19 protein-coding genes, 1 riboswitch and 1 other annotated feature are annotated in these 22,739 nt (G+C 46.2%); of the genes, 8 read left to right on the top strand and 11 right to left on the bottom strand.

All coding sequences use genetic code 11. From position 1 onward, the window contains the following. Positions 1-88 precede the first annotated feature (88 nt). Positions 89-1,975 (bottom strand): sensor domain-containing diguanylate cyclase, encoded by a 1,887-nt coding sequence (locus tag HNP82_RS07200; protein ID WP_183772893.1) that lies wholly within the window; start codon positions 1,973-1,975, stop codon positions 89-91. A 224-nt stretch (positions 1,976-2,199) separates the two neighbouring features. Next, on the bottom strand, positions 2,200-3,510 hold the full coding sequence (gene thiC, locus HNP82_RS07205) for a phosphomethylpyrimidine synthase ThiC (protein ID WP_183772894.1): 1,311 nt from the start codon (positions 3,508-3,510) through the stop codon (positions 2,200-2,202). Positions 3,511-3,643: 133 nt separating this feature from the next. After that, a riboswitch (TPP riboswitch) is annotated at positions 3,644-3,752 on the bottom strand. A 161-nt stretch (positions 3,753-3,913) separates the two neighbouring features. On the opposite strand from thiC, the gene HNP82_RS07210 reads away from it, so the two are divergent. The 4 genes from HNP82_RS07210 to HNP82_RS07225 all read left to right on the top strand — a co-directional run bounded on the left by HNP82_RS07210 (position 3,914) and on the right by HNP82_RS07225 (position 8,673). Continuing rightward, the gene (locus HNP82_RS07210) at positions 3,914-5,023 is read left to right on the top strand and encodes a GGDEF domain-containing protein (protein ID WP_183772895.1); all 1,110 of its coding nucleotides are present in this window, start codon (positions 3,914-3,916) and stop codon (positions 5,021-5,023) included. Between the two features lie 145 nt (positions 5,024-5,168). Next, positions 5,169-5,960 (top strand): electron transfer flavoprotein subunit beta/FixA family protein, encoded by a 792-nt coding sequence (locus tag HNP82_RS07215; protein ID WP_207720576.1) that lies wholly within the window; start codon positions 5,169-5,171, stop codon positions 5,958-5,960. Between the two features lie 100 nt (positions 5,961-6,060). Beyond that, the gene (locus HNP82_RS07220; RefSeq protein WP_183772896.1) at positions 6,061-7,251 is read left to right on the top strand and encodes an FAD-binding protein; all 1,191 of its coding nucleotides are present in this window, start codon (positions 6,061-6,063) and stop codon (positions 7,249-7,251) included. Positions 7,252-7,254: 3 nt separating this feature from the next. Beyond that, the gene (locus HNP82_RS07225) at positions 7,255-8,673 is read left to right on the top strand and encodes an FAD-binding oxidoreductase (protein ID WP_183772898.1); all 1,419 of its coding nucleotides are present in this window, start codon (positions 7,255-7,257) and stop codon (positions 8,671-8,673) included. A gap of 154 nt (positions 8,674-8,827) precedes the next feature. Here HNP82_RS07225 and HNP82_RS07230 read toward each other — a convergent pair whose 3' ends face one another. From HNP82_RS07230 to HNP82_RS07260, 7 genes are all read right to left on the bottom strand, one after another. Further along, positions 8,828-10,195, bottom strand: coding sequence for an MATE family efflux transporter (locus HNP82_RS07230; protein ID WP_243164677.1), 1,368 nt, complete (start codon positions 10,193-10,195; stop codon positions 8,828-8,830). Then, the gene (locus HNP82_RS07235) at positions 10,195-11,001 is read right to left on the bottom strand and encodes an MmcQ/YjbR family DNA-binding protein (RefSeq protein WP_183772899.1); all 807 of its coding nucleotides are present in this window, start codon (positions 10,999-11,001) and stop codon (positions 10,195-10,197) included. The genes HNP82_RS07230 and HNP82_RS07235 overlap by 1 nt, the downstream gene beginning before the upstream one ends. Beyond that, a complete protein-coding gene (locus HNP82_RS07240) occupies positions 11,002-11,592 on the bottom strand; it encodes an HDIG domain-containing metalloprotein (RefSeq protein WP_183772900.1) in 591 nt (196 codons plus the stop codon). 57 nt (positions 11,593-11,649) lie between these two features. After that, on the bottom strand, positions 11,650-12,966 hold the full coding sequence (locus HNP82_RS07245) for a sedoheptulokinase (RefSeq protein WP_183772901.1): 1,317 nt from the start codon (positions 12,964-12,966) through the stop codon (positions 11,650-11,652). Between the two features lie 451 nt (positions 12,967-13,417). Further along, positions 13,418-13,618: a 4Fe-4S binding protein gene (locus HNP82_RS18600; protein WP_183772951.1), complete on the bottom strand. Its 201-nt coding sequence runs from the start codon at positions 13,616-13,618 to the stop codon at positions 13,418-13,420. Then, the gene (locus tag HNP82_RS07255; RefSeq protein WP_183772903.1) at positions 13,555-13,926 is read right to left on the bottom strand and encodes a hypothetical protein; all 372 of its coding nucleotides are present in this window, start codon (positions 13,924-13,926) and stop codon (positions 13,555-13,557) included. The genes HNP82_RS18600 and HNP82_RS07255 overlap by 64 nt, the downstream gene beginning before the upstream one ends. 108 nt (positions 13,927-14,034) lie before the next feature. Continuing rightward, a complete protein-coding gene (locus HNP82_RS07260; protein WP_183772904.1) occupies positions 14,035-14,349 on the bottom strand; it encodes a radical SAM protein in 315 nt (104 codons plus the stop codon). 433 nt (positions 14,350-14,782) lie between these two features. On the opposite strand from HNP82_RS07260, the gene HNP82_RS07265 reads away from it, so the two are divergent. The 4 genes from HNP82_RS07265 (at position 14,783) to uvrB (ending at position 19,449) form a co-directional block, all read left to right on the top strand. After that, complete coding sequence (locus tag HNP82_RS07265; RefSeq protein WP_183772905.1) at positions 14,783-15,745, top strand: DUF1848 domain-containing protein; 963 nt, start codon at positions 14,783-14,785, stop codon at positions 15,743-15,745. 65 nt (positions 15,746-15,810) lie between these two features. Then, the gene (locus HNP82_RS07270) at positions 15,811-16,842 is read left to right on the top strand and encodes a virulence RhuM family protein (RefSeq protein WP_183772906.1); all 1,032 of its coding nucleotides are present in this window, start codon (positions 15,811-15,813) and stop codon (positions 16,840-16,842) included. A 70-nt stretch (positions 16,843-16,912) separates the two neighbouring features. Further along, positions 16,913-17,479, top strand: coding sequence for a hypothetical protein (locus HNP82_RS07275; RefSeq protein ID WP_183772907.1), 567 nt, complete (start codon positions 16,913-16,915; stop codon positions 17,477-17,479). Further along, on the top strand, positions 17,461-19,449 hold the full coding sequence (gene uvrB / locus HNP82_RS07280; protein WP_207720577.1) for an excinuclease ABC subunit UvrB: 1,989 nt from the start codon (positions 17,461-17,463) through the stop codon (positions 19,447-19,449). Before HNP82_RS07275 ends, uvrB begins: the two co-directional genes overlap by 19 nt. A 108-nt stretch (positions 19,450-19,557) precedes the next feature. Here uvrB and proS read toward each other — a convergent pair whose 3' ends face one another. Then, the gene (gene proS, locus HNP82_RS07285; protein WP_183772908.1) at positions 19,558-20,991 is read right to left on the bottom strand and encodes a proline--tRNA ligase; all 1,434 of its coding nucleotides are present in this window, start codon (positions 20,989-20,991) and stop codon (positions 19,558-19,560) included. Between the two features lie 130 nt (positions 20,992-21,121). Beyond that, positions 21,122-21,344: a binding site (T-box leader), on the bottom strand. A 319-nt stretch (positions 21,345-21,663) separates the two neighbouring features. Beyond that, positions 21,664-22,719, bottom strand: a complete 1,056-nt coding sequence (locus tag HNP82_RS07290; protein WP_183772909.1) for an AI-2E family transporter — start codon at positions 22,717-22,719, stop codon at positions 21,664-21,666. Positions 22,720-22,739: the final 20 nt, after the last annotated feature.

Raw genomic sequence — 22,739 nt, forward strand, 5'->3', positions numbered from 1 at the left:
ATTTTGTCAACGATTCCTCAAAAAAATACGTCTGATGAAAGATTTTATCGTTACTGTCCGCAAATGAAACAGTAACGATTATCCAAAATTACTTTCCCCTTCTGCGGTCATAGCCCATCTCTTCATAATATCGCTTTTTGTCGGTGTACATCCGGGCTTCCGCTGTTTTTATCATAGATTCCACCTGAATATCTTCATTTTCCCACGCCAGCCCGATAGATACATGTATATCTTCTGAAACAAGCTCGGCTGTGAGATTGGCAAGTTTTTCCTTAATTTCAGCCTCATCTGTATCCACAACAAAAATAACAAACTCGTCGCCGCCAATGCGGTATGTAAAGCAGACTCCGAATTTTTCCCGGATCTGTCCGGCCACTGACTGGAGCATACGATCCCCCGCTTCATGCCCCTTTGCATTGTTGAGTTCGTGAAGGCCGTTCACATCAATATAGATACAGGCCAGAGACATCTCATACATATGTTCAAATCTGTCAATATCCATTTCATAGCGGTTCCTGTTATTTAACCCTAAAAGGATATCTTTTTCTCCCAGTTCTTTAATTGCATTGTAGGAACGCATATTTTTTGCCAGCATAGTAAAACTAAAACTGATACTTTTTATAAGTTCCAGATTACCGCTGTGTCTCTTGCAATTATATACATATAAAATACCGGCCACAGCGCCGCCAACATTTTTTACGGGCACCGCGATTATGTTGCGTATATTTTCTTTGTTTCTTAAAAAGCTCTGGATTTCTTCCAGGTTATCCATCTCAAAGGAATCATCGGTATGCCGAAAATATTCTAAAAGATAATACATATTCTCGTCAGTAAGGCTGGAGACGCCGCTGGAACAGGAAAATACCGCAGTCTTTTTATCCTGGCTTCCCACCCAGTATCCGGCCAGTTCGGCTCTGACCATATTAGCAATCTTTTTCAGTGCCGCCGAAATATTTTCTTGATTCTCATGAGCGTTAAAAAGAAGATTTTCTACATCATAAATATGGCTGATGGTGTCCAACTGCCGCTGTTTTTCTCCGGTCTCATGGAGAACATAGAAGATCATCCAGATAAAGTAAAGTACAAAAAGAACCACTTCAAATATAAGAAAGGCGCGGATGACCTGCCGGATGGCACTGGCATTGGCAAATACCGTACTTTCCGGCACAGACAGGGCGATACGCCAGTCATTAATGTCCATAGGTTCATAATAGAAATAGAGATACTCTCCAATCGTTCTTGACACAAAAACCACATAATCCGACTGGCCATGAATAAGGCCCTGCTTCAATTGCTCATGATCATATCCCGGCGCCATCTCCCGCTCTCCCAGATCCCAGATATTCCCCATTTCTTCATGCCATGTATCCACGATAAAATCGCCGCTTTCTCCCTCGATAATATAGATTGCCGCTTCCCCGCTGTAAGGTTTAACACGAATCTCTCCGGGGATATCTTTCAGATCAATAACACCGCACAGCATGGCAATGGTTTCCCCTCTGCGGATTACAGGAACGTAGTGCCGGAGAATATATCTTCCGCCATCGGTAAAATCCTCCTCCCTGTTGGTCACATGGGCGCCCAGCGCTGCCTGCTCAGAAAAAGACAATGTAGTCTGTACCGTCTCTCCGCCGGATGTTACAACAGAATCGTCGGGGAGGAGAAGATCCAGCCTTGACATCAGCCCAACCGACGTGTACCCGTCCAGCACATCCCACAGCCTTGGAGATGTAAGATCATCGTAGGTAGCCACAACAGAGGCAATCAATTCCAGTTGCTCCCTGTCACTTTGAATGCGCGCCTCGAAATCATCTGCAACTCTTCCCGCTTCCTCATAAAGCGTGGTAAATCCCCGTTCTTCCTCCATATGGTTGATCTGTGTTGCCGCCACAATAAAACCACTAATCATCAGTAAAATCAACACAAACATAATGCCAAAAGATTTATGCCAGTGTATTTTTTGAAGCTTGTTCATAATCTCCCCATCCATGAAAAATAGTCAAAAGCCGGCCTGAAAAATCTATTTACAGGCCGGCATACTGTTTTAAAGTCAAATACCCCGCTGCAATCAACGGAGTATCAAGTTAGCAGCGCCAAATGGACGCGCATGAGCGTCCATTTGGCTCACTGCCTGCGGGAATAAATGATAACAGCTCATCTCGCGCCATCTATAGATGGCCAGACTGTTCCCCTAAATTATTAAAGAATGTCAATATACTCTCCCGCCAGCGCTTTATTCATACTGCGCACCGCGCAGAATTTTCCGCACATGCTGCATGTATCGCTGTGATCATCCTCAGGGCTTCTGCTATCCCGAATCGCTTTGGCAGTTTCCGGGTCCAGAGCGCAGGCAAACTGGGCGTCCCAATCAAGATTTCTCCGGGCGTCAGCCATCTGGTCATCAATATCTCTGGCTCCCGGAATTCCTTTGGCGATATCTGCCGCATGGGCCGCAATCTTTGAAGCGATGATCCCCTGCTTTACATCCTCAACATTAGGCAAAGCCAGATGTTCCGCCGGAGTGACATAGCACAGAAAAGCCGCGCCGCTCATTGCCGCAACCGCGCCGCCGATAGCCGCTGTTATGTGATCATAGCCCGGAGCGATGTCGGTCACAAGAGGGCCGAGTACATAAAATGGAGCGCCCATGCAGATGCTCTTCTGCACTTCCATATTTGCCGCCACCTGATTTAAAGGCACATGTCCCGGACCTTCCACCATAACCTGGACATTATGATCCCAGGCCCGCTTTGTCAGCTCACCGAGGCGCACCAGTTCTTCAATCTGGCACACGTCTGTGGCATCGGCCAGACATCCTGGACGGCAGGCATCTCCCAGGGAAATAGTGACGTCGTATTCCTCACAAATATCCAGTATCTCATCAAAATACTCATAAAAGGGGTTTTCCTCCCCGGTCATACTCATCCATGCAAACACAAGGCTGCCGCCCCGGCTGACAATGTTCATCTTACGTTTATGCTTTTTGATCTGCTCAATAGTCTTTCTCGTAATCCCGCAATGGAGGGTCACAAAATCAACGCCGTCCTCCGCATGGAGCCGCACCACATCAACAAAATCTTTGGCCGTCAGGGTTGCCAGATCTCTCTGATAATGAATCACGCTGTCATATACCGGTACTGTTCCGATCATTACCGGACACTCGCGGGTCAGTTTTTGACGAAAAGGCTGTGTATTTCCATGACTGGACAGATCCATGATCGCTTCTGCCCCCAAATTCACCGCGCTCATCACTTTCTGCATTTCAATATCATAATCTTTACAATCCCTGGAAACGCCAAGGTTTACATTGATCTTAGTGCGCAGCATACTTCCGATACCCTCCGGGTCCAGGCATGTATGGTTTTTATTGGCACAAATCGCCACTTTTCCTTCCGACACAAGCTGCATCAGCTTATCCACTGGCATTTTTTCCTTTTTGGCCACCGTTTCCATTTCCGGTGTTATGATCCCTTTGCGGGCCGCATCCATCTGAGTTGTATAATTTCTCATGTATCTGCCTCCTTATTCTCTTGTAAACTTACACGCCATCCTGAACTGTTACGTGTATTTTTTATATGAGTTGCCCGACAAATGGGCAACTCATTATATATAACAAAATAGGGGCTCCGCCTGGGAACCCCTGCTATATCACGGTCTTCATCCCTACGTTGGCATTATCCAAATCAGGTCACGGGTCGAAGCAATCCAGCTTCCTCTCAGCCGGCTTCCTGCCAGCTCCCCTCAGTGTATCACTACTGCTATCTGAAGTTTTTATGCATTTATTATAGCGTGGCACAGTATATTTTTCAACAGCAAATTTTACTGTTACAGATTCATTGACACCGTGTGACAGGTTCATTATAATTAATAATAATACACTGTTAATCACAAATGTTAGGAGTGAGAATCTTCTATGCTGCTCTATCAATTTTTGCCGGTCACTGAAATGCTTATATTTAATCTGATTTCAATTTACCGCTGCTGCCATAAAAAATATTCTCTCCCACGAACAGTTTTTTTCCTGGTTTTATCATCAATCCTCATTTTTATATGTTTTATGGCACTGAGCCCGCTGATCCCCACCAGCGGCGACGGAAGTTCTGTCCTTTTTGGGCTTATCTTCCTGATTCCCTTTAAATTGCTATTTAAAGAGAACTGGCGGCTGCTGATCATCATTTCATGTACCTGCTGGGTTTATACTATGGGCGTATTATCTCTTTCCATTCAGCTCTCGCGAATATATTTTTCAGGGACTATAGCCGCCATATTGATCATCGAAAATATTATTTTTGCTGTTACAAGCCTGCCTTTTTTTCGGCAAATACTTCCAAGATTTATTTTTGTGACGAAACATCTGGAATCCTTTGACCGTCAATGGTACATATATATGACATTGAATGATCTTTTAGGTTTTCTGCTCCTTGTTTTTATCCACGGAATTTTTATCGCCTCGCAAAATTCCATGGCGAAAGTTCTGGTCACAGCCCTGCTTCTGGCCTTTATTTATATTTCTTATTACATTATTTATCGGATTGTTATTGACACGTTGAAAATGAACAATCTGAAACAGGAGACGCTTCATGACCCTCTCACCGGTCTGGGAAATCGGACGCATTTGTGGAATGAGCTGAATGAACTAATTCAAAAGGATGCCGATTTTTCCCTGCTATTTATGGATCTCGACCGCTTTAAGCATATTAACGATCATTACGGACATATGGTGGGGGATAAATATTTACAGCATTTTTCAAAAATAGTTTCCGAGATTTTTGATCGAAATGGGACCGTCCACCGCTTCGGCGGCGATGAATTTGTAGCTATTTATTCCGGTACTGTCCCAGATCATGTTTTTGACCAGCTAAAGGAATGTAAAAATTGGGATGAAGGCGCCCCCTGTCCCTTTAATGGAGTAAGCATCGGCGTTCTGTACTGCACTCCGCCCCACCATGACGCAGAACAGATCCTCCGACAGGTAGATCAGCTTATGTATCAGAATAAAGTCGCAAAAAAAACCTCACAATGATGTGCATTTTGCCAAAAAACGCCATAAAATTTTGTCTATTCTGTCTCCCGTACCGGCTCGACAAACGGTGCATGAAAATGCTATACTTAACTAAGTTTTTTATCAGTGTACTATGTTAAAGTCAAAAAGCTTCAAGGAGACATATATGATCAAAATAATTGTTTGCATGAAACAGGTTCCGGCGGGGACATCCGTGGAGATTGACCCTGAAACCGGAGCTATGAAACGGCTCGGAAGCGAGTCTTGCACAAATCCCTATGACCTGTTTGCCCTTGAAACCGCCCTTTTCTTAAAAGAAAAACTGGGCGGAACGGTCACTGTGCTGACCATGGGGCCTTTGCAGGCGGAAGAAATGATGAGAGACGCCTATGCTATGGGCGCTGATGACGCTGTGATTTTGTCGGACCGGAAATTTGCCGGGGCCGATGTTTTAGCCACTTCTTATACACTGGCCCAAGGTATTATGATACTTGGCGGCGCTGATCTGATTTTATGCGGACGCCAGACCACTGATGGGGATACCGCCCAGGTAGGTCCGGCGATCGCCCAGCATCTTGGCCTGCCCCATGCCGCATGGGTGTCTCAGATCACAGATGCGGATGATACAAAGATCCAGGTAAAGCAAGATCTTGCCAGTGTTACTCAGATTTCTGAAATTCCCTATCCTTGTCTAATCACTGTGGAAAAGGATATCTGCGTTCCCAGACTGCCATCTTATCTTTTACAGCGGGCCACCGCAAAAAAACCGGTTCATATTCTCACCTTCCGGGATTTTTATGACCAAGATGAAAGCCACTACGGTCTTGCAGGTTCCCCCACATCTGTGGAGAGTATGTTTGCTCCTCCTGAAAAAGAAAAGCAGGTCTATATAGAGGGAAATGCCATAGAAAAAACCGACCAGCTATTTTCCATCCTTAAGTCCAGGAAGATTATATAAGATGAAACAAGCGACAAAAGGAATCAAAAGTGCGAAGTCAGGAGCAATCCGTATCTCATGTCCATTTGTCGGGCAACTTATAATATAGGAGAAAGGTCTCATGGAATTATTAAAATTAGATATTGAAAAATGTACCCTCTGTGGGATATGTGTGGAAAAATGTCCTTTTGGCGCTCTGAGCCGGGAAAATGACGTTATCCATATACTGGATACCTGCCGAACCTGCGGCGTCTGCGTCAAATGCTGCCCTGAGCAAGCCATACATTTTGAGGAGCGAAAAAAAACTGTTGACAAATCTCAGTGGCAGGGCTTTCTCATTTTTGCGGAACAGGAAAGAGGCGAAATCCATCCTGTAACTTACGAGCTTATCGGCGAAGCACTGAAAATGGCCCAAAAGGTGAATTTTTGTGTCAACGTGCTGATGATCGGCGGCAATTCCACAGAAAAAAACGCAAAAAAACTGCTGGACTATGGCGTAGATAAAATTTATGTCTACGAGCATGAAGCCTTTTCCCATTTTCGGGCAGACTGCTACTCCAATGCCGCCATCGACTGTATTGCCCGGACAAAACCGTGTTCAGTTCTTATAGGCGCCACCGCCCTTGGACGGTCCCTCGCGCCACGGCTGGCCACCCATTTTCAAACCGGTCTGACCGCCGACTGTACGACTCTTGACATTAAACCAGATACAGATCTTGTGCAGATCCGGCCTGCTTTTGGCGGAAATATTATGGCCCAGATCGCTATTACCCGTTCCCGCCCTCAGTTTGCCACAGTCCGATATAAGGTCATGGACCGGGCCCAAAAAGTGAAAACTCCCCACGGGAAAATCCTGGCCTGCCCGGTGACAGAAGCGATGATCCAGTCACAGATCCGTGTTCTATCTTCCAGGATTCTTGAGAAGAAGAAAAGTCTGGAAGAAGAAGACATTATTGTTGTCGCCGGACGGGGCGTCCGCAGTGAAAAGGATGTGGAAATGTGCCGCAGCCTTGCCGATGCCCTCGGCGGCCAGCTTGCCTTTACCCGCCCTATGGTAGAAAACGGCCTGGGGGACAACGCCCATCAGATCGGATTGTCCGGACGCACGGTCCGCCCCAGTCTGATCATCACCTGTGGCGTATCCGGCGCCATCCAATTTACATCCTGTATGAGCAGTTCCCAGTGTATTGTGGCCATTAATACAGATCCTGAGGCTCAGATCTTTAAAGTGGCCCATTACTGCATCGTAGACGATTTATACCAGGTGGTACCCCGGCTGACCGAGCTGATCCGCCGGCAAAAGGAGGATTAAATAATGGCTTATCCATATAAAAAAATGACTGCGGATGATTTTAATTTTATCCGTTCAGTAACATCCCCAGAGCGGGTGTGGGTTGGCGAAAACATTGACTATGATTATTATAAAGATGAAATGCCGGAATACGGTGTTTTCCCGCCGGAACTTTACGTTGAAGTTTTAAACAAAGAGGAAATTTCTGCCATTATGGCCTACGCCTATAAAGAAAATATTCCTGTAGTCTGCCGGGGCGCAGGAACCGGTCTTGCCGGCGGCGCCACATGCAAATACGGAGGCATTATGCTGTCAGTCATGCGCATGAATAAAATCTTTCCTGTAGATCATAAAAACCAGACCATTACTGCGCAGCCCGGCGCCCTTCTCACTGACGTACAGGCGGCCGCTGCCGCAGAAGGTCTGTTCTATCCGCCGGATCCGGGTGAAAAGACCGCTTCCATCGGCGGAAACGTCATCACTAATGCCGGAGGCATGAAAGCGGTACGCTATGGTCTGACGCGGGATTTTGTACGATGCATAGAAGCTGTCATGCCCGACGGGTCCATTATGAATTTTTCTTCCAATGTAGTAAAAAACACCACCGGCTATGATGTCAAAGATCTGATCATCGGCTCCGAAGGCACTCTGTGCATTTTAACTCAGGTAACATTAAAGCTCCTGCCGGCGCCTACCTGTACATGTACCCTTGTCATGCCCTTTAACAGCCTGGAAGAATGCGCCGATATGGTGCCTAAGGTGCTGGAACTTCCTTTTGTCCCCACCGCCATCGAATTTCTTGAGCGGGAACTGATTGACATTGTGGAACGAACGCTCCACAAATATTTCCCTGTAAAGCAGGGTGAGGCTGTGCTTATTGTTATGTATGACGCCTCCAGCCGCCAGGAATTGGACAGCGCTGTGACCGCCGCCGCCGAGGCCGCTTTGGCCAACGGTGCCCTGGACTGCTGTATTGCAGGCACCCCTGAGCGGGCAGCCTCTGTGTGGGAAGTGCGCGGCGGTATTCTTGAAGGTATGAAGGCGGATTCTGTAGCACAGGAAGAATGCGACGTAGTCGTCCCACGAGCCAGAATCGCCGAGTATGTGAAAGCCGCCAAAACGATCGCCCTATCCCACGGCATCCGGGTAGAGCCCTGCGGGCACTGCGGCGACGGCAACATCCACACAGAACTTCTCCGGAGCGAAAATATGAGCGATGAAGAATGGAAAAAAGCCACTCACGCCTCACTGACTGAGCTTTACGCCCTCTCAAAAAAACTTGGCGGCCAGCTTTCCGGCGAACACGGTATCGGCAACGGCCGAATTGAATTTCTTGAAGAATTTGCCGGGCCAAGGATGATCCGGCTTTACAAAGCCATCAAGCTTGCTTTTGACGATAAGCTTATTTTAAATCCTGGAAAAATTATCGAATTTAATAAATAATATCCAAAACTTTGACATAGGTTTCAAAGCATCGAGGGCTGTTCCGAAGCCCCCATTGCACACTGACAAAAAAGAGACAGCGCCTTTCGTTGATAGAACAAAGGTCTGTCTCTTTTTTATTAAAAATCCGTCTCAGGCGTTCTAAAAATTTTTCTCAGACAGCCGCCTCTTCCGGGTCGTTTTCTTTCCCCATATCCCGGCAGACTTTTCGTATACAATAAATACACATCGGCACAATATACAGACATGCCATTATCCACGCGGTCTGATCTGCGCAGCAGATGGCCGTATAACCATAGGTGCCGACAAAAACAAAGCTGACAAAAATCCGGGCGATCATCTCAGTAACTCCTGAGAACACAGCCCGTCCTGAAAATCCAAGGCCCTGAGTACACATGCGGGCCACATTTAAAAATCCTAGACACCAGAAAAAGTATCCCATATAGCGCAAATATTTGGCGGAAGCATCCAGAACCTCCACAGAATCCGCGCTGACAAAAAGCATAGAAAGGGTCCGTCCCAGAAGGATCAGGACAATGCCCGCGCAGATACCGTACAGCACGCCAATACACAATCCCTGTACAAAACCTTTTCGTATGCGCGCCCCCTGTCTGGCCCCCGCGTTCTGGCTGCAAAACACGGAGACGGAGGTGGCGATGGCGTCAAAAGGAGACATTGCAAACTGCTTGATCCGAGCCGCCGCTGTAAATCCGGAGACATAGACGCTCCCAAGGCCGTTATTGGCCGACTGCATGACCATACTGCCAATGGCCGTAATGGAAAACTGGAGCCCCATAGGGACGCCCATGCCAAGCATCATACTGAAGGTACTTCTCTCCAGTTTCCGGTCATCTTTTGTCGGCACGAGCTGGCGGAATTTGTGAAAAATAAACACAAGACACAAAATACCGCTTATCGCCTGTGATGTGATAGTAGCGATAGCCGCCCCCGCACATCCCCAGGAGAACACAAGGACACACAGCAGATCCAGGCCAATGTTAAGGGCCGCCGAAAAAGCAAGGAATACAAAGGGTGTCCGGCTGTCACCTACCGCTCTTAAAATACATGAAAGCAGATTATACAGCAGAGTAAAAGGCATTCCAAGGAAAATGATCAGCAAATACCAGTAGGCGTCCGCATATATATCATCTGTAATTGACAGAATCCTTAAAATCTGCGGGCAAAGAATGGCGCAGGAGGCCGTAAGTATTACCGCGGCACCGGCGGTCAGCACAAGAGCATGGGTAATACACTGGCGCATACGCCCATAGTCTCCCGCTCCAAAATATCTGGCTACCGGCACCGCAAAACCGTTGCACATACCCATACAAAAGCCGAGAACCAAAAACTGTACGCTGCTGGTGGAACCCACACTTGCCAGGGCCTGAGCGCCTAAAAATCTTCCCACAATTGCAGCGTCCATCATATTGTAGGTCTGCTGCAAAAGATTTCCCATCAGCAAAGGAAGAGCAAAATAAAGCATCAGGCGTATAGGGCTCCCCTTTGTCATATCTTTTGTCATTATGTAGTCACTCCTTCTCCATTATGTTCATTGTTCCTCCAGACATCCAGCTCATCCCGGAGACTGGCCGGCATCCTCCGGGGACTTCTCACAGAGCTGACACCGTGAGTTTTTAGACGCCCCACCGGCAAAAATGACGGGTCAAAAGTTTCAATCAAACGAATCTTCATTGCTCTGCTGATCTTTATATTTCCATCCTCAAAGGTATAGGGAATATCCGTCTCTGTCACTTCACACTTATACAAGATTGCCTGAATAGGAGCGGTCATATATAAATATACGTCATCTCCCACAAAAATTTTATTTCTCTGTTTCCATAAAATCTCTCTGTGTTCCGCGAATCCTCTGCCTACGTCATAATATTTAGGATTGGCCGGGATTATCCAGTCCGACGGCCCTGCGGCAGTTTTCCCGCCGCTCTTTCCCGAACCTGACGTCAGATCAAAACTCATATCTATCAAAGGGAAAATTTTTTCTTTCGCCACTGTCCCATCCAAAAGCACAGTGATCCAACGGTCGTGCTGCATATGATAAGCCGGAAAGAATCCGTCACCGGACTTCAGCGCGGCACCGAACATAGGATCACATTTCACATTCAGAATGTCAATGTCATCCTCGTCATCCAGTCCAAGGCGTTTTCGCAAAACAGTCATGATCACTCCAAACCACTTCCGATTATCCTCATGGCGAAGGACTTCATAGTCTGGATATTTTATCCACGGATGATCCGGCCGTGTTTTATAGTTTTGCCAGGCATATTCCAATACAGCGCCCCGCAGAGATTTCTCACCTTTCCTGTCTGACATTTACAATCCCAGTCCTTCCATCTCCTTAGCCACGGAAGTCTCGCAGGAACGCATGGCAAGTATAGTCTTATCCATCAGCTCCTCCAGTGTCCAGTTCAGTCTCTGGGCTCCAGTTTCAATAATCTCTCTGGAGCATCCCGCCGCAAAACGTTTATCTTTAAATTTCTTTTTAAGGCTTTTGACTTCCATATCCATCACACTTTTAGAGGGCCGCATTTTCGCTGCCGCGCCAATTAGCCCGGTCAGCTCATCCACAGCAAAGAGAACTTTCTCCATCTCATGTTCCGGCTCTGCATCGGAGCAGATCCCATAACCGTGGCTGCACACAGCGTGGATCACTTCCGGCTGAGCGCCGGCTTTGGTCAAAAGTTCCACTGCCTTCTTGCAATGTTCCTCAGGATAAAGTTCAAAATCAATATCGTGAAGCAGGCCGCAGATCCCCCAAAAATCCTGATCGCTTCCATATCCCAGTTCTTGTGCAAACCAGCGCATACATCCCTCGACAGTCAGGCCATGCTGAATGTGGAAAGGTTCTTTATTATATTTCATTAAAAGTTCCAGGGCCGAAGCGTGTGTAAAATGCGTTTCCATAAGTTCATTCCTCCTGACAACATACTCCTTTAAGTATAAAACGATCTGGCTCCCGCGTCAAAGGTTTTCCCATGCAAAGATCGCTGCGCCGGCCGCAGCTTCCTCCTTAAAGGGTGAAAATCTCAGAGGCCGCCCAAATACCGACTCTACTTCCTCACACAATAGGGCGTTTTTTCCAAGACCATTGCCAGAAGAAACGATCTGTGTCTTTTCTTTTTTTACCTTTTCGGGGAAAATCTCATAGAGCTGAAAAAGTTCCACAGCCATGGCATGGACATAACTTCGGATCAGATCCCCAGGATGAAAATTTTCTTCTGTCAGTCCAAAAAATCCGGAGTTCTCCCCTGCCTTCTTTCCTTCCCTGGCACCATAGAGATTCGGGCAGGCAATCAGGCTGGTCTTTTTTTGTTCTGCGGCAATTTGCTCCATCTTTTCATAGATATCCGGCGTTATTCCGGTAAACTGCCGGCATACCTCCTGAAAAAACAGGGCCAGGCGTTCGTAAACCTTTCCACCATTTAACGATGCGCCTGTATACAAGTATCCTTCTCTGGGAAATGGGCGGATATCTATAGAAGAGCCTGTCTTTCTATCAAAAAAATCTGCTTCATCCAACAAATCCGAGGCATAGACCGACACCTGTGCCCCGGTTCCCACATTAACGCCGATACTTCTTTTCCGGTCCTCAACCGCAGCCAGAAAGCTGGCCTGATGATCCCCAAGGGCTGTAAATACTTTTTTCCCATGATAATGGCCCACAACCTCTGTCCACGTGCAGATCCGAGGATAAAACCCTATATTTACTCCCGCCTTTTCAATGACCTCCATATCAAAATTTCCCAGGCTGTTGTTAAAGCCGCCAAAACTTGCTCCTACACTGGGATTCACCACAGGGTTTTTAGCGCCAGTCAGTCTCATGGCCAGATAATCCCCAATATCCACAAATCCGACAGCGTCCCCGGAAATGTCCCCCGTTGTCTGAAGATAAAAATGGGTGACTGTACCATATCCGGTATATAAGGGATATCCGGTTCTCCCCGTAAGGTACCGGGCAAAACTTTCCCCATTTTTAAAAGTGCAGTTCCCCCATGGATTTTTCCATGTATACAAAGGTGACACAGCCCTGCCGGAATCGCTGACATAGACAATTCCGTGCATCTGACTGGAAATCCCCACGGCGTCAAAAGAAAAACTTTCCCATTTTTTAAGCATTTCTTCGACTTTTTTCACAATTTCATCAGCGTCCTGCAAAAAATTTCCTGCAGAGAGAAAAGCATTTTGAACGCTTTGCATCTCAACAATCTTATGCTTTTTCGGATCATATAAAACCATACAGATGGACGTTGTTCCAATATCAATTCCCAAAATATTCATTTTCTACCTCCCCGGCCCTCCTCATTACATTTTAAACTGCCTTGCCATTTCTGCAGATTTCTTGTTTTCTTATAGCACAATCTAATGGATATATCAAGAGCTGCAATGAAATAATTAATTAGCGGGGAACAGTTCTGCTCTGATTAGCAGAGCGCCTGAAAATGAGCAAAGGAGCGGCGTAAGCCGCGAATCAGCGCGTAAGCGCGCCGCAGCGTAGGCGCGGGCTGAACTGTTACATTAGCGGTAGAACAAATGAAAAAGAAATCCCCGACAGCCTGTCTTAGACTGCCGGAGGGTTTATAGTAAACGACAAATATATTTGTCGTTTACTATAAACCCTCCGGAGGATGCGCACGATTTTTGCTGGGAAAGAATAATTACTAAAAATGCAGTAAAATGGCCAGTTACCAACCTTTATATCATCAGACAAGTGTGTTCCGTCCTAAAATCTTTAATTGCGCCTGATGGCGGACACCGGGCAATGTTCAAAGCAGTTTCCGCAATGGAGACAATGTTCCTGGCGGATAATGCTGGGACTGCCTGTTGCAATGGCATTTTGCGGACAAACCTGTGCGCATTTCCCACAACTTATACACTCATCGGTAATAAAATAGCCTTTGGGAACAATTTTCCCGTTTCCAAGTCCGGGTATGCTTTAGGATTAAACAATCCCTTTTCATAGAGGAACAGTGTCCACAGATGATCTTTCAGGTTAAAGGTTGTCTCGCAGCCCCTGGCTTCGTATTTCTGGAATTTCTCCCAGCACTGTTCCATCATATTCCTGTATTCTTCCGGTGAACAGCACACATCCCTGTCCTCTTTTGACGGGCAGTATCTTGCGAAAGCAAAAATATCTGCTTTATTTTTCACAACTTCATCCACCAGTTTGGGAATATCATGGACATTCCATTTAGATACGGTAGTCATAATGGCCACGTCAATTCCCGCATTTCTGAGCATGGGGATCGCCGCCATGGTGGCATCATAGGAACCGGGCTGCTGGCGAATGCCGTCATGGGTTTCCTTCAGTCCATCCAGTGATAACTGGTATTTTCGGCAGCCGCACTCTTACAGACGGCGGCATACATCCTCTGTGAGATGAAAAGGATTTCCCATAAGAGCAAAAGGAATTTCCGACACTTTAAGAATTTTCATCAGTGTCCAGAAATTCGGATGCAGAATGGGATCACCGCCGGTTATATAAAGATAGGGAAGCCTCCCTGCTTTTTCACAAAAAGTTTTACAATTTTCAATCACTGTTACCATGTCTTCCAGGGACATTTCTTTAAATTTGGCATGACTTCCTAAAGCGTAAATATAACAATGCCTGCATCGCTGGTCACAGGCTTCTGTAATATGCCACTGAAACACAAAATATTCCATAGTATTTCTTTCCTTTCTCCTGAATTCTGTGATCCAGTATCATCGAAATATCCCCGCAGGTATAGGTGCCTGCAGGGATATTTCAGCCATTTACTTCTTGTCTCCAGTGCCGCACGCTGTCCCGCAGGCTGAGGTAGCTTTTTGCTCACATCCGGAGAATCTCTTTCTCCTGCTTCAATGTTTATCTTTAATCTTATATTAATCCAGCCCTGGCAATTGGTAAAGTAGGCACAACAAAGTGGTATAGTTACTTGAATGAAACCGTTGGAGGCGAAAAAATCGTAACAGTTCAGTCCGCGCCATTCCTGATGAACTGAACTGTCAAAAAAATCTCGGCGTCTAAACAGAACATATGTACTTTTATCCTTCCAGGTGCTATAATAGGGAAAAACATTGGAAACCCTGCAACTTATATTGGGAGGAGGCCGTCCCTATGATCATCAGCGTCAGCCGCAGGACTGACATTCCCGCTCTTTACTCACCGTGGTTTTTTAACCGCCTGAAAGAGCAGTATGTCCTTGTGCGCAATCCGGTCAACTTCCATCAGATCAGCCGCGTCCCCCTGTCCCCTCAAGTAGTGGACGCCATCGTGTTTTGGACCAAAAACCCTGTTCCCATGCTGGAGCATCTGAGCGAATTGAAAGACTATAATTATTATTTTCAATTTACCCTTACACCCTATGACCAGGATATTGAGCCGGGGCTGCCGTCCAAAAAAGACGTTCTCATTCCGGCTTTTATCGCTCTGTCCAAAGCTATCGGATATGAACGGGTAATCTGGCGGTACGATCCCATTTTGCTCAACAGACAGTATACTATAGACCGGCATATCCAATCCTTTCAGCAGATGGCCCAGACGCTAAAAGGATACACCAAAAAGTGTGTCATCAGCTTTATCGACAGCTACCGCAATACAGCCCGGCACAAAGAACGTCTTACCCTTAAAGAAATCCGGACTGAAGATATGTACCGAATTGCCGGACATTTTTCCGGCATTGCCCGTAATTGCGGGATGGAACTTTCCACCTGCGGTGAAGCTGTCGACCTTTCCCCTTACGGGATTGAACATGGCCGCTGCATCGACCCCGTATTACTTCACCGGATTACCGGGCGTCCACTCAATGTCAGAAAGGATCCCGGCCAGAGAAAAGAATGCGGCTGTGTGTCCAGTATTGATATTGGCGCGTATAATACCTGCATCAATCTTTGCGCCTACTGCTATGCCAACTACAATGAGCCGCTGGCCCATAAAAATTTTGCTCTCCATAACCCGGCATCACCTCTCCTCTTCGGGGAGATCGGAGGCAATGACAGGATCACCGAGAGGAAAATGCGGTCGTTTTTTACAGACAGAACAACTCAAAGCGGGCAAGATGAGGCCAGGCGGACAAAATGATTTTGTGACTTTTTGCAGGAAAAATTTGTAATGGTAAAATGCTATTAAATTTAAAGGTGAAGAATATGAAAAAGAAAAAAGAAATATCTATTGTGCGTTCTTCGGCAGCAGAGTATTTGACATTTATTACTGCTACGGGAGAAAGTGATGTTAATGCTATATATTTTGATGAAAATGTTTGGCTGACCCAGAAAATGATGGGGCTTCTTTACAATGTGGAAACTCACACGATTAATTATCATCTGAAGAAGATATTTGCTGATGGAGAACTAGATGAGAATTCAGTTATTCGAAAATTTCGAATAACTGCTTCAGATGGGAAGAGCTATAACACAAATCATTATAATTTAAAAGCAATTATTGCTGTGGGAAATAAGGTCGATTCTCCGCGAGCAGTTCAGTTCCGAAAATGGGCGAATGGAATTATAGAAGAATTCACTATAAAAGGTTATACTATGGATGATGAACGACTAAAAAACTTTGGAACTGTACTGACAAAGGACTATTTCGAAGAGCATCTGCAAAGAATTCGTGAGATCCGATTATCTGAAAGAAGATTTTATCAGAAAATCACAGATATTTATGCAACTAGTATAGATTATGATCCAAAGGCACAAACAACAAGAATGTTTTTTGCAAAGGTTCAAAACCAATTACACTGGGCGATTCATGGGGAAACAGCGGCAGAGGTAATCTATCATAGAGCGGATAGCGAAAAAGAACACATGGGTTTACAGACATGGAAGGATGCCCCTAATGGTAAAATACAAAGATTTGATGTTACAGTTGCAAAAAACTACTTGACCGAACAGGAACTTTCGGCTATGGCTCGAATTGTTAATGCTTATTTAGATTTGGCGGAAATGCGCGCAGAAGAACATATTCCTATGACGATGGAAGATTGGGCCGAGCAATTTGAGGGCATTTTAAGATTATCGAAGAAAGAAATTTTGACGCATGCAGGAAGTATATCGGCTCAAATAGCGGAAGAACATGCGTTAAGTGAGTTTGAAAAATACCGTGTAAAACAAGACAGGCTATATCAGAGTGATTTTGACCGTATATTGTTAGAAGCGAAAGATGAGGACAAACATTAGATAATAGTTTTGTTGAATAGGTATGAAGATAGTCAACTTCACATTCATAAAGAATAGGAGATATATACAAATGGGAAGAAAAAATATTTTTGAAATCCTAGCAGAAAAAGAAGATATTGCTTATCAACTTGACAGGATAGAAACATTATTGTCAAAGCATTCTATAGATGGATGGACGTTGGAAGAGATTATTGATGAGTACTGTATTCGAGATTGGAAATATAGGGGGAGGTGTACTAGTTGTAGAGAAATAAGAAAAAGTTTATGCATTACATTTGGTGAAGTAAAAAAGAATATTGAAGATATAAATGTTGTATTAAATTATTTAGAATATATTTCAAATTTAATATGGTTATGCAATGATAAATACATGTATATAGTAGAAGATTGTGATGCTGAATATCAGTATTTACAGGAGAATGTGATTGGACTTGTAGAAGATTTTGGGTATGAAATTAAAGTTTTAGATGAAGAAGAGAGGGTGTTGATAGTTGAAAAGAATCCGGCAGTTACAGCAGTATCAGAAATTGTTCCTATAGAACTTTCTAATAAAGTTATTGAATATAACCATTTTCGGCTTAAAGGTGAATTAGAAGAAAAAAATAGAAGGGTAAAATCATGGATCATTTTGAATTAGTATCAGAATACAAACCCACCGGCGACCAGCCCCAGGCCATTGAAGAACTGGTCAAAGGTTTTAAGGAGGGCAATCAGTTTGAAACCCTGCTGGGCGTTACCGGCTCAGGAAAAACATTTACCATGGCCAACATTATCCAGCAGTTGAACAAGCCGACACTGATATTGGCCCACAACAAGACCCTGGCCGCTCAGCTCTACGGCGAATTTAAGGAATTTTTTCCAAACAATGCGGTGGAATATTTTGTCTCCTACTACGACTATTATCAGCCGGAGGCTTATGTCCCGTCTTCCGACACTTATATTGAAAAAGATTCCGCCATCAACGATGAGATTGATAAACTGCGCCACTCTGCCACTGCGGCTCTGTCTGAGCGCAAAGATGTGATTATCGTCTCGTCGGTATCCTGCATCTACGGTCTGGGAAGTCCTATCGACTACCAGAAAATGGTTGTTTCTCTCCGTCCCGGAATGGTCAAGGACCGGGATGAGACTATACGCAAACTCATTGATATGCAGTATACCCGCAACGACATGGATTTTAAGCGTGGTACCTTCCGCGTCCACGGCGACGTTCTGGAGATATTTCCGGCAGCGGCCACCGATACCGCCGTCCGGGTGGAATTTTTCGGCGACGAGGTTGACCGGATCGCGGAATTTGACCCTCTCACCGGGGAAGTCAAAGCATATTTAATGCACATTTCCATCTTTCCCGCATCCCACTACGTTGTGCCCCAGGAACAGATGGAGCGGGCCATCAAAGATATTGAGGCGGAACTTGAGGAACGGGTGCGCTACTTTAAAAGCGAGGACAAGCTCCTGGAGGCCCAGCGTATCTCGGAGCGAACCAATTTTGATATTGAAATGATGCGGGAAACCGGGTTTTGCTCCGGCATTGAAAACTACTCCATGCATCTTTCCGGATTAAAACCGGGCCAGCCGCCCTACACCCTCATTGATTACTTTCCCGATGATTTCCTCATTATCGTGGACGAGTCCCACATGACCATCCCCCAGGTCAGAGGTATGTACGCCGGAGACCAGTCCCGGAAAACCACCCTGGTGGATTACGGTTTCCGTCTGCCCTCCGCCAAAGACAACCGGCCTTTAAATTTCCAGGAGTTTGAATCTAAAATTGACCAGATGCTTTTTGTCTCTGCCACTCCCGGAGATTACGAAAAAGAACATGAACTTCTCCGCGCCGAACAGATTATCCGCCCCACAGGACTCCTTGACCCCCAGATCAGTGTCCGCCCTGTGGAAGGTCAGATAGATGACCTTGTGTCTGAGGTCAATAAAGAAACAGCCAAAGGCAATAAGGTTCTGATCACCACACTGACAAAACGAATGGCGGAAGATCTGACCGATTACATGAAAGAGCTGGGAATACGTGTAAAATATCTCCATTCAGATATTGATACTCTTGAGCGGACAGAGATCGTCCGCGACCTTCGGATGAATGTTTTTGACGTCCTGGTAGGTATCAACCTGCTCCGTGAGGGGCTGGATATCCCGGAAATCACCCTTGTCGCCATCCTCGACGCGGACAAAGAAGGTTTCCTACGCTCTGAGACTTCCCTGATCCAGACCATCGGCCGGGCCGCCAGAAATGTGGACGGACATGTAATTATGTACGCGGATACGATCACCGACTCCATGGACAGGGCTATCAGCGAAACGAACCGCCGCCGGACCATCCAGCAAAAATATAATGAAGATCACGGCATCACTCCTCAGACAATCAAAAAGGCTGTGCGTGATTTGATCAGTATTTCAAAGACTGCAGAAAAAGATGAGAAGGAAATGGCCAAAGATCTGGAATCTATGACAAAGAAAGAGCTGAAAGAACTGGCCGCCAAGCTGACCAAGAAAATGCATTCCGCCGCCGCGGACTTAAATTTCGAACTGGCTGCCCAGCTTAGAGATGAAATGCTTGAAGTGAAACGATATCTTAACGATTATGATAAATAACCGCCTGATTATGGCGGGGTATTGGTCTGCCGGCTCACAGCCGCAGAAAATGCAACAGTTCAGCGCGAAAGCACACTTGCGCTTTCGCGCTGAACTGTTAGGCAAAAATTAATACGCTTTGCCCCAGTAAACCATAGCTTTAGCCGGCTTACCGCAGCACACGCACACATCTGAAATATGTTCCTGAGCAAAAGGCATACATCTGGAAGTTGCCGTTGTCTCTTCTTTAATCTTATCTTCACATGCCTGATCACCGCACCACATAGCTTTTACAAAGCCTGGTTTGTTGGCAATAATAGCTTTAAATTCTTCATAATTAGTTGCCGTGTAAGTGTGGCTGTCCCGATGGGCTCTTGCCCGCTCAAGCATTTCTCTCTGCATCGTATCCAGGGTATTGGCAACGCTCTCCTCCAGGGTATCCAGAGAAACTACCTGTTTTTCCCGGTTGTCACGGCGCACGATCACAGCCTGGTTCGCCTCAATATCCTTGGGGCCGATCTCAATACGGACAGGAATGCCTCTCATTTCAGCCTCGGCAAATTTCCATCCCGGACTCTTATCTGAATCATCCACTTTCACCTTGAAATTGGAGAGACGGTCTCTTAATTCGTAGGCTTTGTCCAGAACGCCTTCTTTGTGCTGGGCTACAGGAACGATCATCACCTGTACCGGCGCGATTCTCGGCGGCAGCACCAGTCCGCTGTTATCTCCGTGAACCATAATGATGGCCCCGATGAGACGGGTTGTCATTCCCCAGGATGTCTGATGTACATACTGGAGTTTATTATCTTTATCTGTATACTGAATACCAAAAGCCTTCGCAAATCCATCGCCAAAATTGTGGCTTGTTCCGGACTGCAAAGCCTTGCCATCATGCATGAGAGCTTCAATCGTATATGTGGCCTCGGCGCCGGCAAACTTCTCTTTATCTGTCTTGCGTCCCCGAACGACAGGGATGGCCAGAACTTCCTCACAGAAATCTGCGTACAGATGAAGCATCTGCTCTGTTCTCTCCTGAGCCTCCTGGGCTGTAGCGTGAGCTGTATGACCTTCCTGCCATAAAAACTCTCTTGAACGGAGGAACGGACGGGTCTCTTTCTCCCAGCGCACAACAGAACACCACTGATTATAAATCTTTGGCAGGTCTCTGTAAGACTGGATTTCCTTTGCATAAAAATCGCAGAAAAGCGTCTCCGATGTGGGGCGCACACACATACGCTCCGGCAGTTCTTCCAGACCGCCGTGAGTCACCCAGGCCACTTCCGGCGCAAACCCTTCCACATGATCTTTCTCCTTCTGGAGAAGACTTTCAGGAATAAACAGGGGCAGGTAAACATTCTCCACACCGGTCTCTTTAAACCGTCGGTCCAGTTCATGCTGGATATTTTCCCACAGGGCATAACCTGCCGGCTTAAATACCATACATCCCTTCACACTGGTATAATCCATTAAATCCGCTTTTTTTACCACATCCGTATACCATTTCGCGAAATCGTCTTCCATGGATGTGATGGCCTCCACTAATTTCTTATCCTTAGCCATGTTAATCTCCTTCCTCAACATTTATACCGCCCCGCCGCAGTGTGAGCTTTGCGGAGCATTTTTTGTATCATAAGAAACACAGTTTCCTATGAAAAAAACCTTCTGATCCCCGCTTACCTATACTGGTAAAACAAGGGACCAAAAGGTTTTATCATTTCCTTTCGGCGGTACCACCCTAATTAACCAGGCCAAAATGTCCTGGATCGCTCTTTTCTCCGTTAACGCCGGATAACGTCATACTCATCGCATGAAGCTCCGGGGCCGGTTCCGCTGCCGTCCATAAAGACTTCTCACCAACCGTCTTCTCTCTGTGGATAACTGCGCTGCGTACTATTCCCTTTCATCGCTGTGTACAGCTTATTCTATGCCAAAAAACAGGGTTTGTCAACTCTGTATTTTCACTCCCGATCACAGTTTATGTAACGATTCAGCCATGCGGCTGGTTTAGTCAAATACCCCGCTGCAAGCAACGGGGCATCAAGCTAACAGCACCCCAAGGGGCGGGGTATTTGGTCTTCACTCCGCTACGGTCGGTGCTAAACGTGTGCCACTGGCACACAGTACCGCCAAATGGACGCGCGAGTGTGTCCGCTTGGCCCACTGCCTGCGGGAATAAAAATACGGTGCAGGTTTACTTGCAGAGGATTTTTTATAAAACCAGACGTATGGCGCTTATCCACATTCCGCGTACAGATCTTCAAGCTGCTTTAGAATCTCCAGAATCATGACCATCCCAAGAGGTCCCAGAAAAATTCCCCAGACACCAAACAATGCCAACCCTGTAAACGTTGCCATAAGCATATAAAACTCATTGATTCCAAGCTTATTTCCCATAAGTCTGGGTTCCAGGACCTCCCTCACAATAGTGGCCAATACATACAAAATCACCAGGACAGCCGCTTTCACATAACTTCCATTAAGAAATACGAACACCGCCCAGGGCAAAAGCACTGTGCCGCTTCCGATAACCGGCAGCGCATCCAAAAAAGCGATGATAATGCCCAACAGCACGCCATAATGGCTGCCGGAAAGCGTCAGGCCGAGACTTAATATAACAGCGATAATGCCAATGATTGTCAACTGGCACCTGAAAAATCCGGCGCTGACCTGATAGATCCTGGCAGTCAGCGAAGTGATCTCACGGGCAAAAATATTGGATAAAAGCTGCCTTTTTATGCGCTGTTTATTTTTCATCAGCAACACCGAACCTACGGCAGCCACAACAAAAATCACAAAAAACTTTCCTGTTCCCCGAAGGAAATCTGCGGCAGCGCCTGCCAGAAACTCCGGTATTTTTTCCTGCGCTTTGGCAAAGATAGATTCTCCCCAGGCGCACAGTGCCGTGTAGACAGCCCCGTCCTCATCCCCGGCCATCGTTGATAAAAAAGTACAGATCTGATCCCAGGTGCGGTTCATCCATTGACCAAGCTGAGAAAAGCTGCCTGAAATCTGGCCAAGCTGGGTCAGCAGATACCAGCCGGCCAGACCGATCACAGCCACAACTGCCAGTGAAAAAAGCCCAACGCACAGCGCTGAACAGATCCCCAGGGGAATATGCGTCTTTTTCCACAGACGAAGAGCCCAAGGATAAAACAAACGACAGATAAAGTAAGCCAGAACAAAAGGCAGTACCAAAGGCAAAAGATATTTTAAAACAACATAAACGATCACAGCCACAAAAGTGACCAAAAAAAGCTTCTTATATTTCTGTGCGGACTTGCGGCTCATTAACCCACATCTCTTTCCAT

This window comes from Catenibacillus scindens, from assembly GCF_014202115.1.
Classification (GTDB): domain Bacteria; phylum Bacillota; class Clostridia; order Lachnospirales; family Lachnospiraceae; genus Catenibacillus; species Catenibacillus scindens.

Excerpts from the sequence above, each read along its gene's own strand:
- HNP82_RS07240 (WP_183772900.1), bottom strand. The coding sequence starts at position 11,592 with ATGGAAACGCATTTTACACACGCTTCGGCCCTGGAACTTTTAATGAAA.
- proS (WP_183772908.1), bottom strand. The coding sequence starts at position 20,991 with ATGGCTAAGGATAAGAAATTAGTGGAGGCCATCACATCCATGGAAGAC.
- thiC (WP_183772894.1), bottom strand. The coding sequence starts at position 3,510 with ATGAGAAATTATACAACTCAGATGGATGCGGCCCGCAAAGGGATCATA.
- HNP82_RS07200 (WP_183772893.1), bottom strand. The coding sequence starts at position 1,975 with ATGAACAAGCTTCAAAAAATACACTGGCATAAATCTTTTGGCATTATG.
- HNP82_RS07245 (WP_183772901.1), bottom strand. The coding sequence starts at position 12,966 with ATGAATATTTTGGGAATTGATATTGGAACAACGTCCATCTGTATGGTT.
- HNP82_RS07235 (WP_183772899.1), bottom strand. The coding sequence starts at position 11,001 with ATGTCAGACAGGAAAGGTGAGAAATCTCTGCGGGGCGCTGTATTGGAA.
- HNP82_RS07265 (WP_183772905.1), top strand. The coding sequence starts at position 14,783 with ATGATCATCAGCGTCAGCCGCAGGACTGACATTCCCGCTCTTTACTCA.
- HNP82_RS07220 (WP_183772896.1), top strand. The coding sequence starts at position 6,061 with ATGGAATTATTAAAATTAGATATTGAAAAATGTACCCTCTGTGGGATA.
- HNP82_RS07210 (WP_183772895.1), top strand. The coding sequence starts at position 3,914 with ATGCTGCTCTATCAATTTTTGCCGGTCACTGAAATGCTTATATTTAAT.
- HNP82_RS07275 (WP_183772907.1), top strand. The coding sequence starts at position 16,913 with ATGGGAAGAAAAAATATTTTTGAAATCCTAGCAGAAAAAGAAGATATT.
- HNP82_RS07255 (WP_183772903.1), bottom strand. The coding sequence starts at position 13,926 with ATGCTCAGAAATGCGGGAATTGACGTGGCCATTATGACTACCGTATCT.
- HNP82_RS07215 (WP_207720576.1), top strand. The coding sequence starts at position 5,169 with ATGATCAAAATAATTGTTTGCATGAAACAGGTTCCGGCGGGGACATCC.
- HNP82_RS07225 (WP_183772898.1), top strand. The coding sequence starts at position 7,255 with ATGGCTTATCCATATAAAAAAATGACTGCGGATGATTTTAATTTTATC.
- uvrB (WP_207720577.1), top strand. The coding sequence starts at position 17,461 with ATGGATCATTTTGAATTAGTATCAGAATACAAACCCACCGGCGACCAG.
- HNP82_RS07260 (WP_183772904.1), bottom strand. The coding sequence starts at position 14,349 with ATGGAATATTTTGTGTTTCAGTGGCATATTACAGAAGCCTGTGACCAG.
- HNP82_RS07270 (WP_183772906.1), top strand. The coding sequence starts at position 15,811 with ATGAAAAAGAAAAAAGAAATATCTATTGTGCGTTCTTCGGCAGCAGAG.
- HNP82_RS07230 (WP_243164677.1), bottom strand. The coding sequence starts at position 10,195 with ATGACAAAAGATATGACAAAGGGGAGCCCTATACGCCTGATGCTTTAT.
- HNP82_RS07290 (WP_183772909.1), bottom strand. The coding sequence starts at position 22,719 with ATGAGCCGCAAGTCCGCACAGAAATATAAGAAGCTTTTTTTGGTCACT.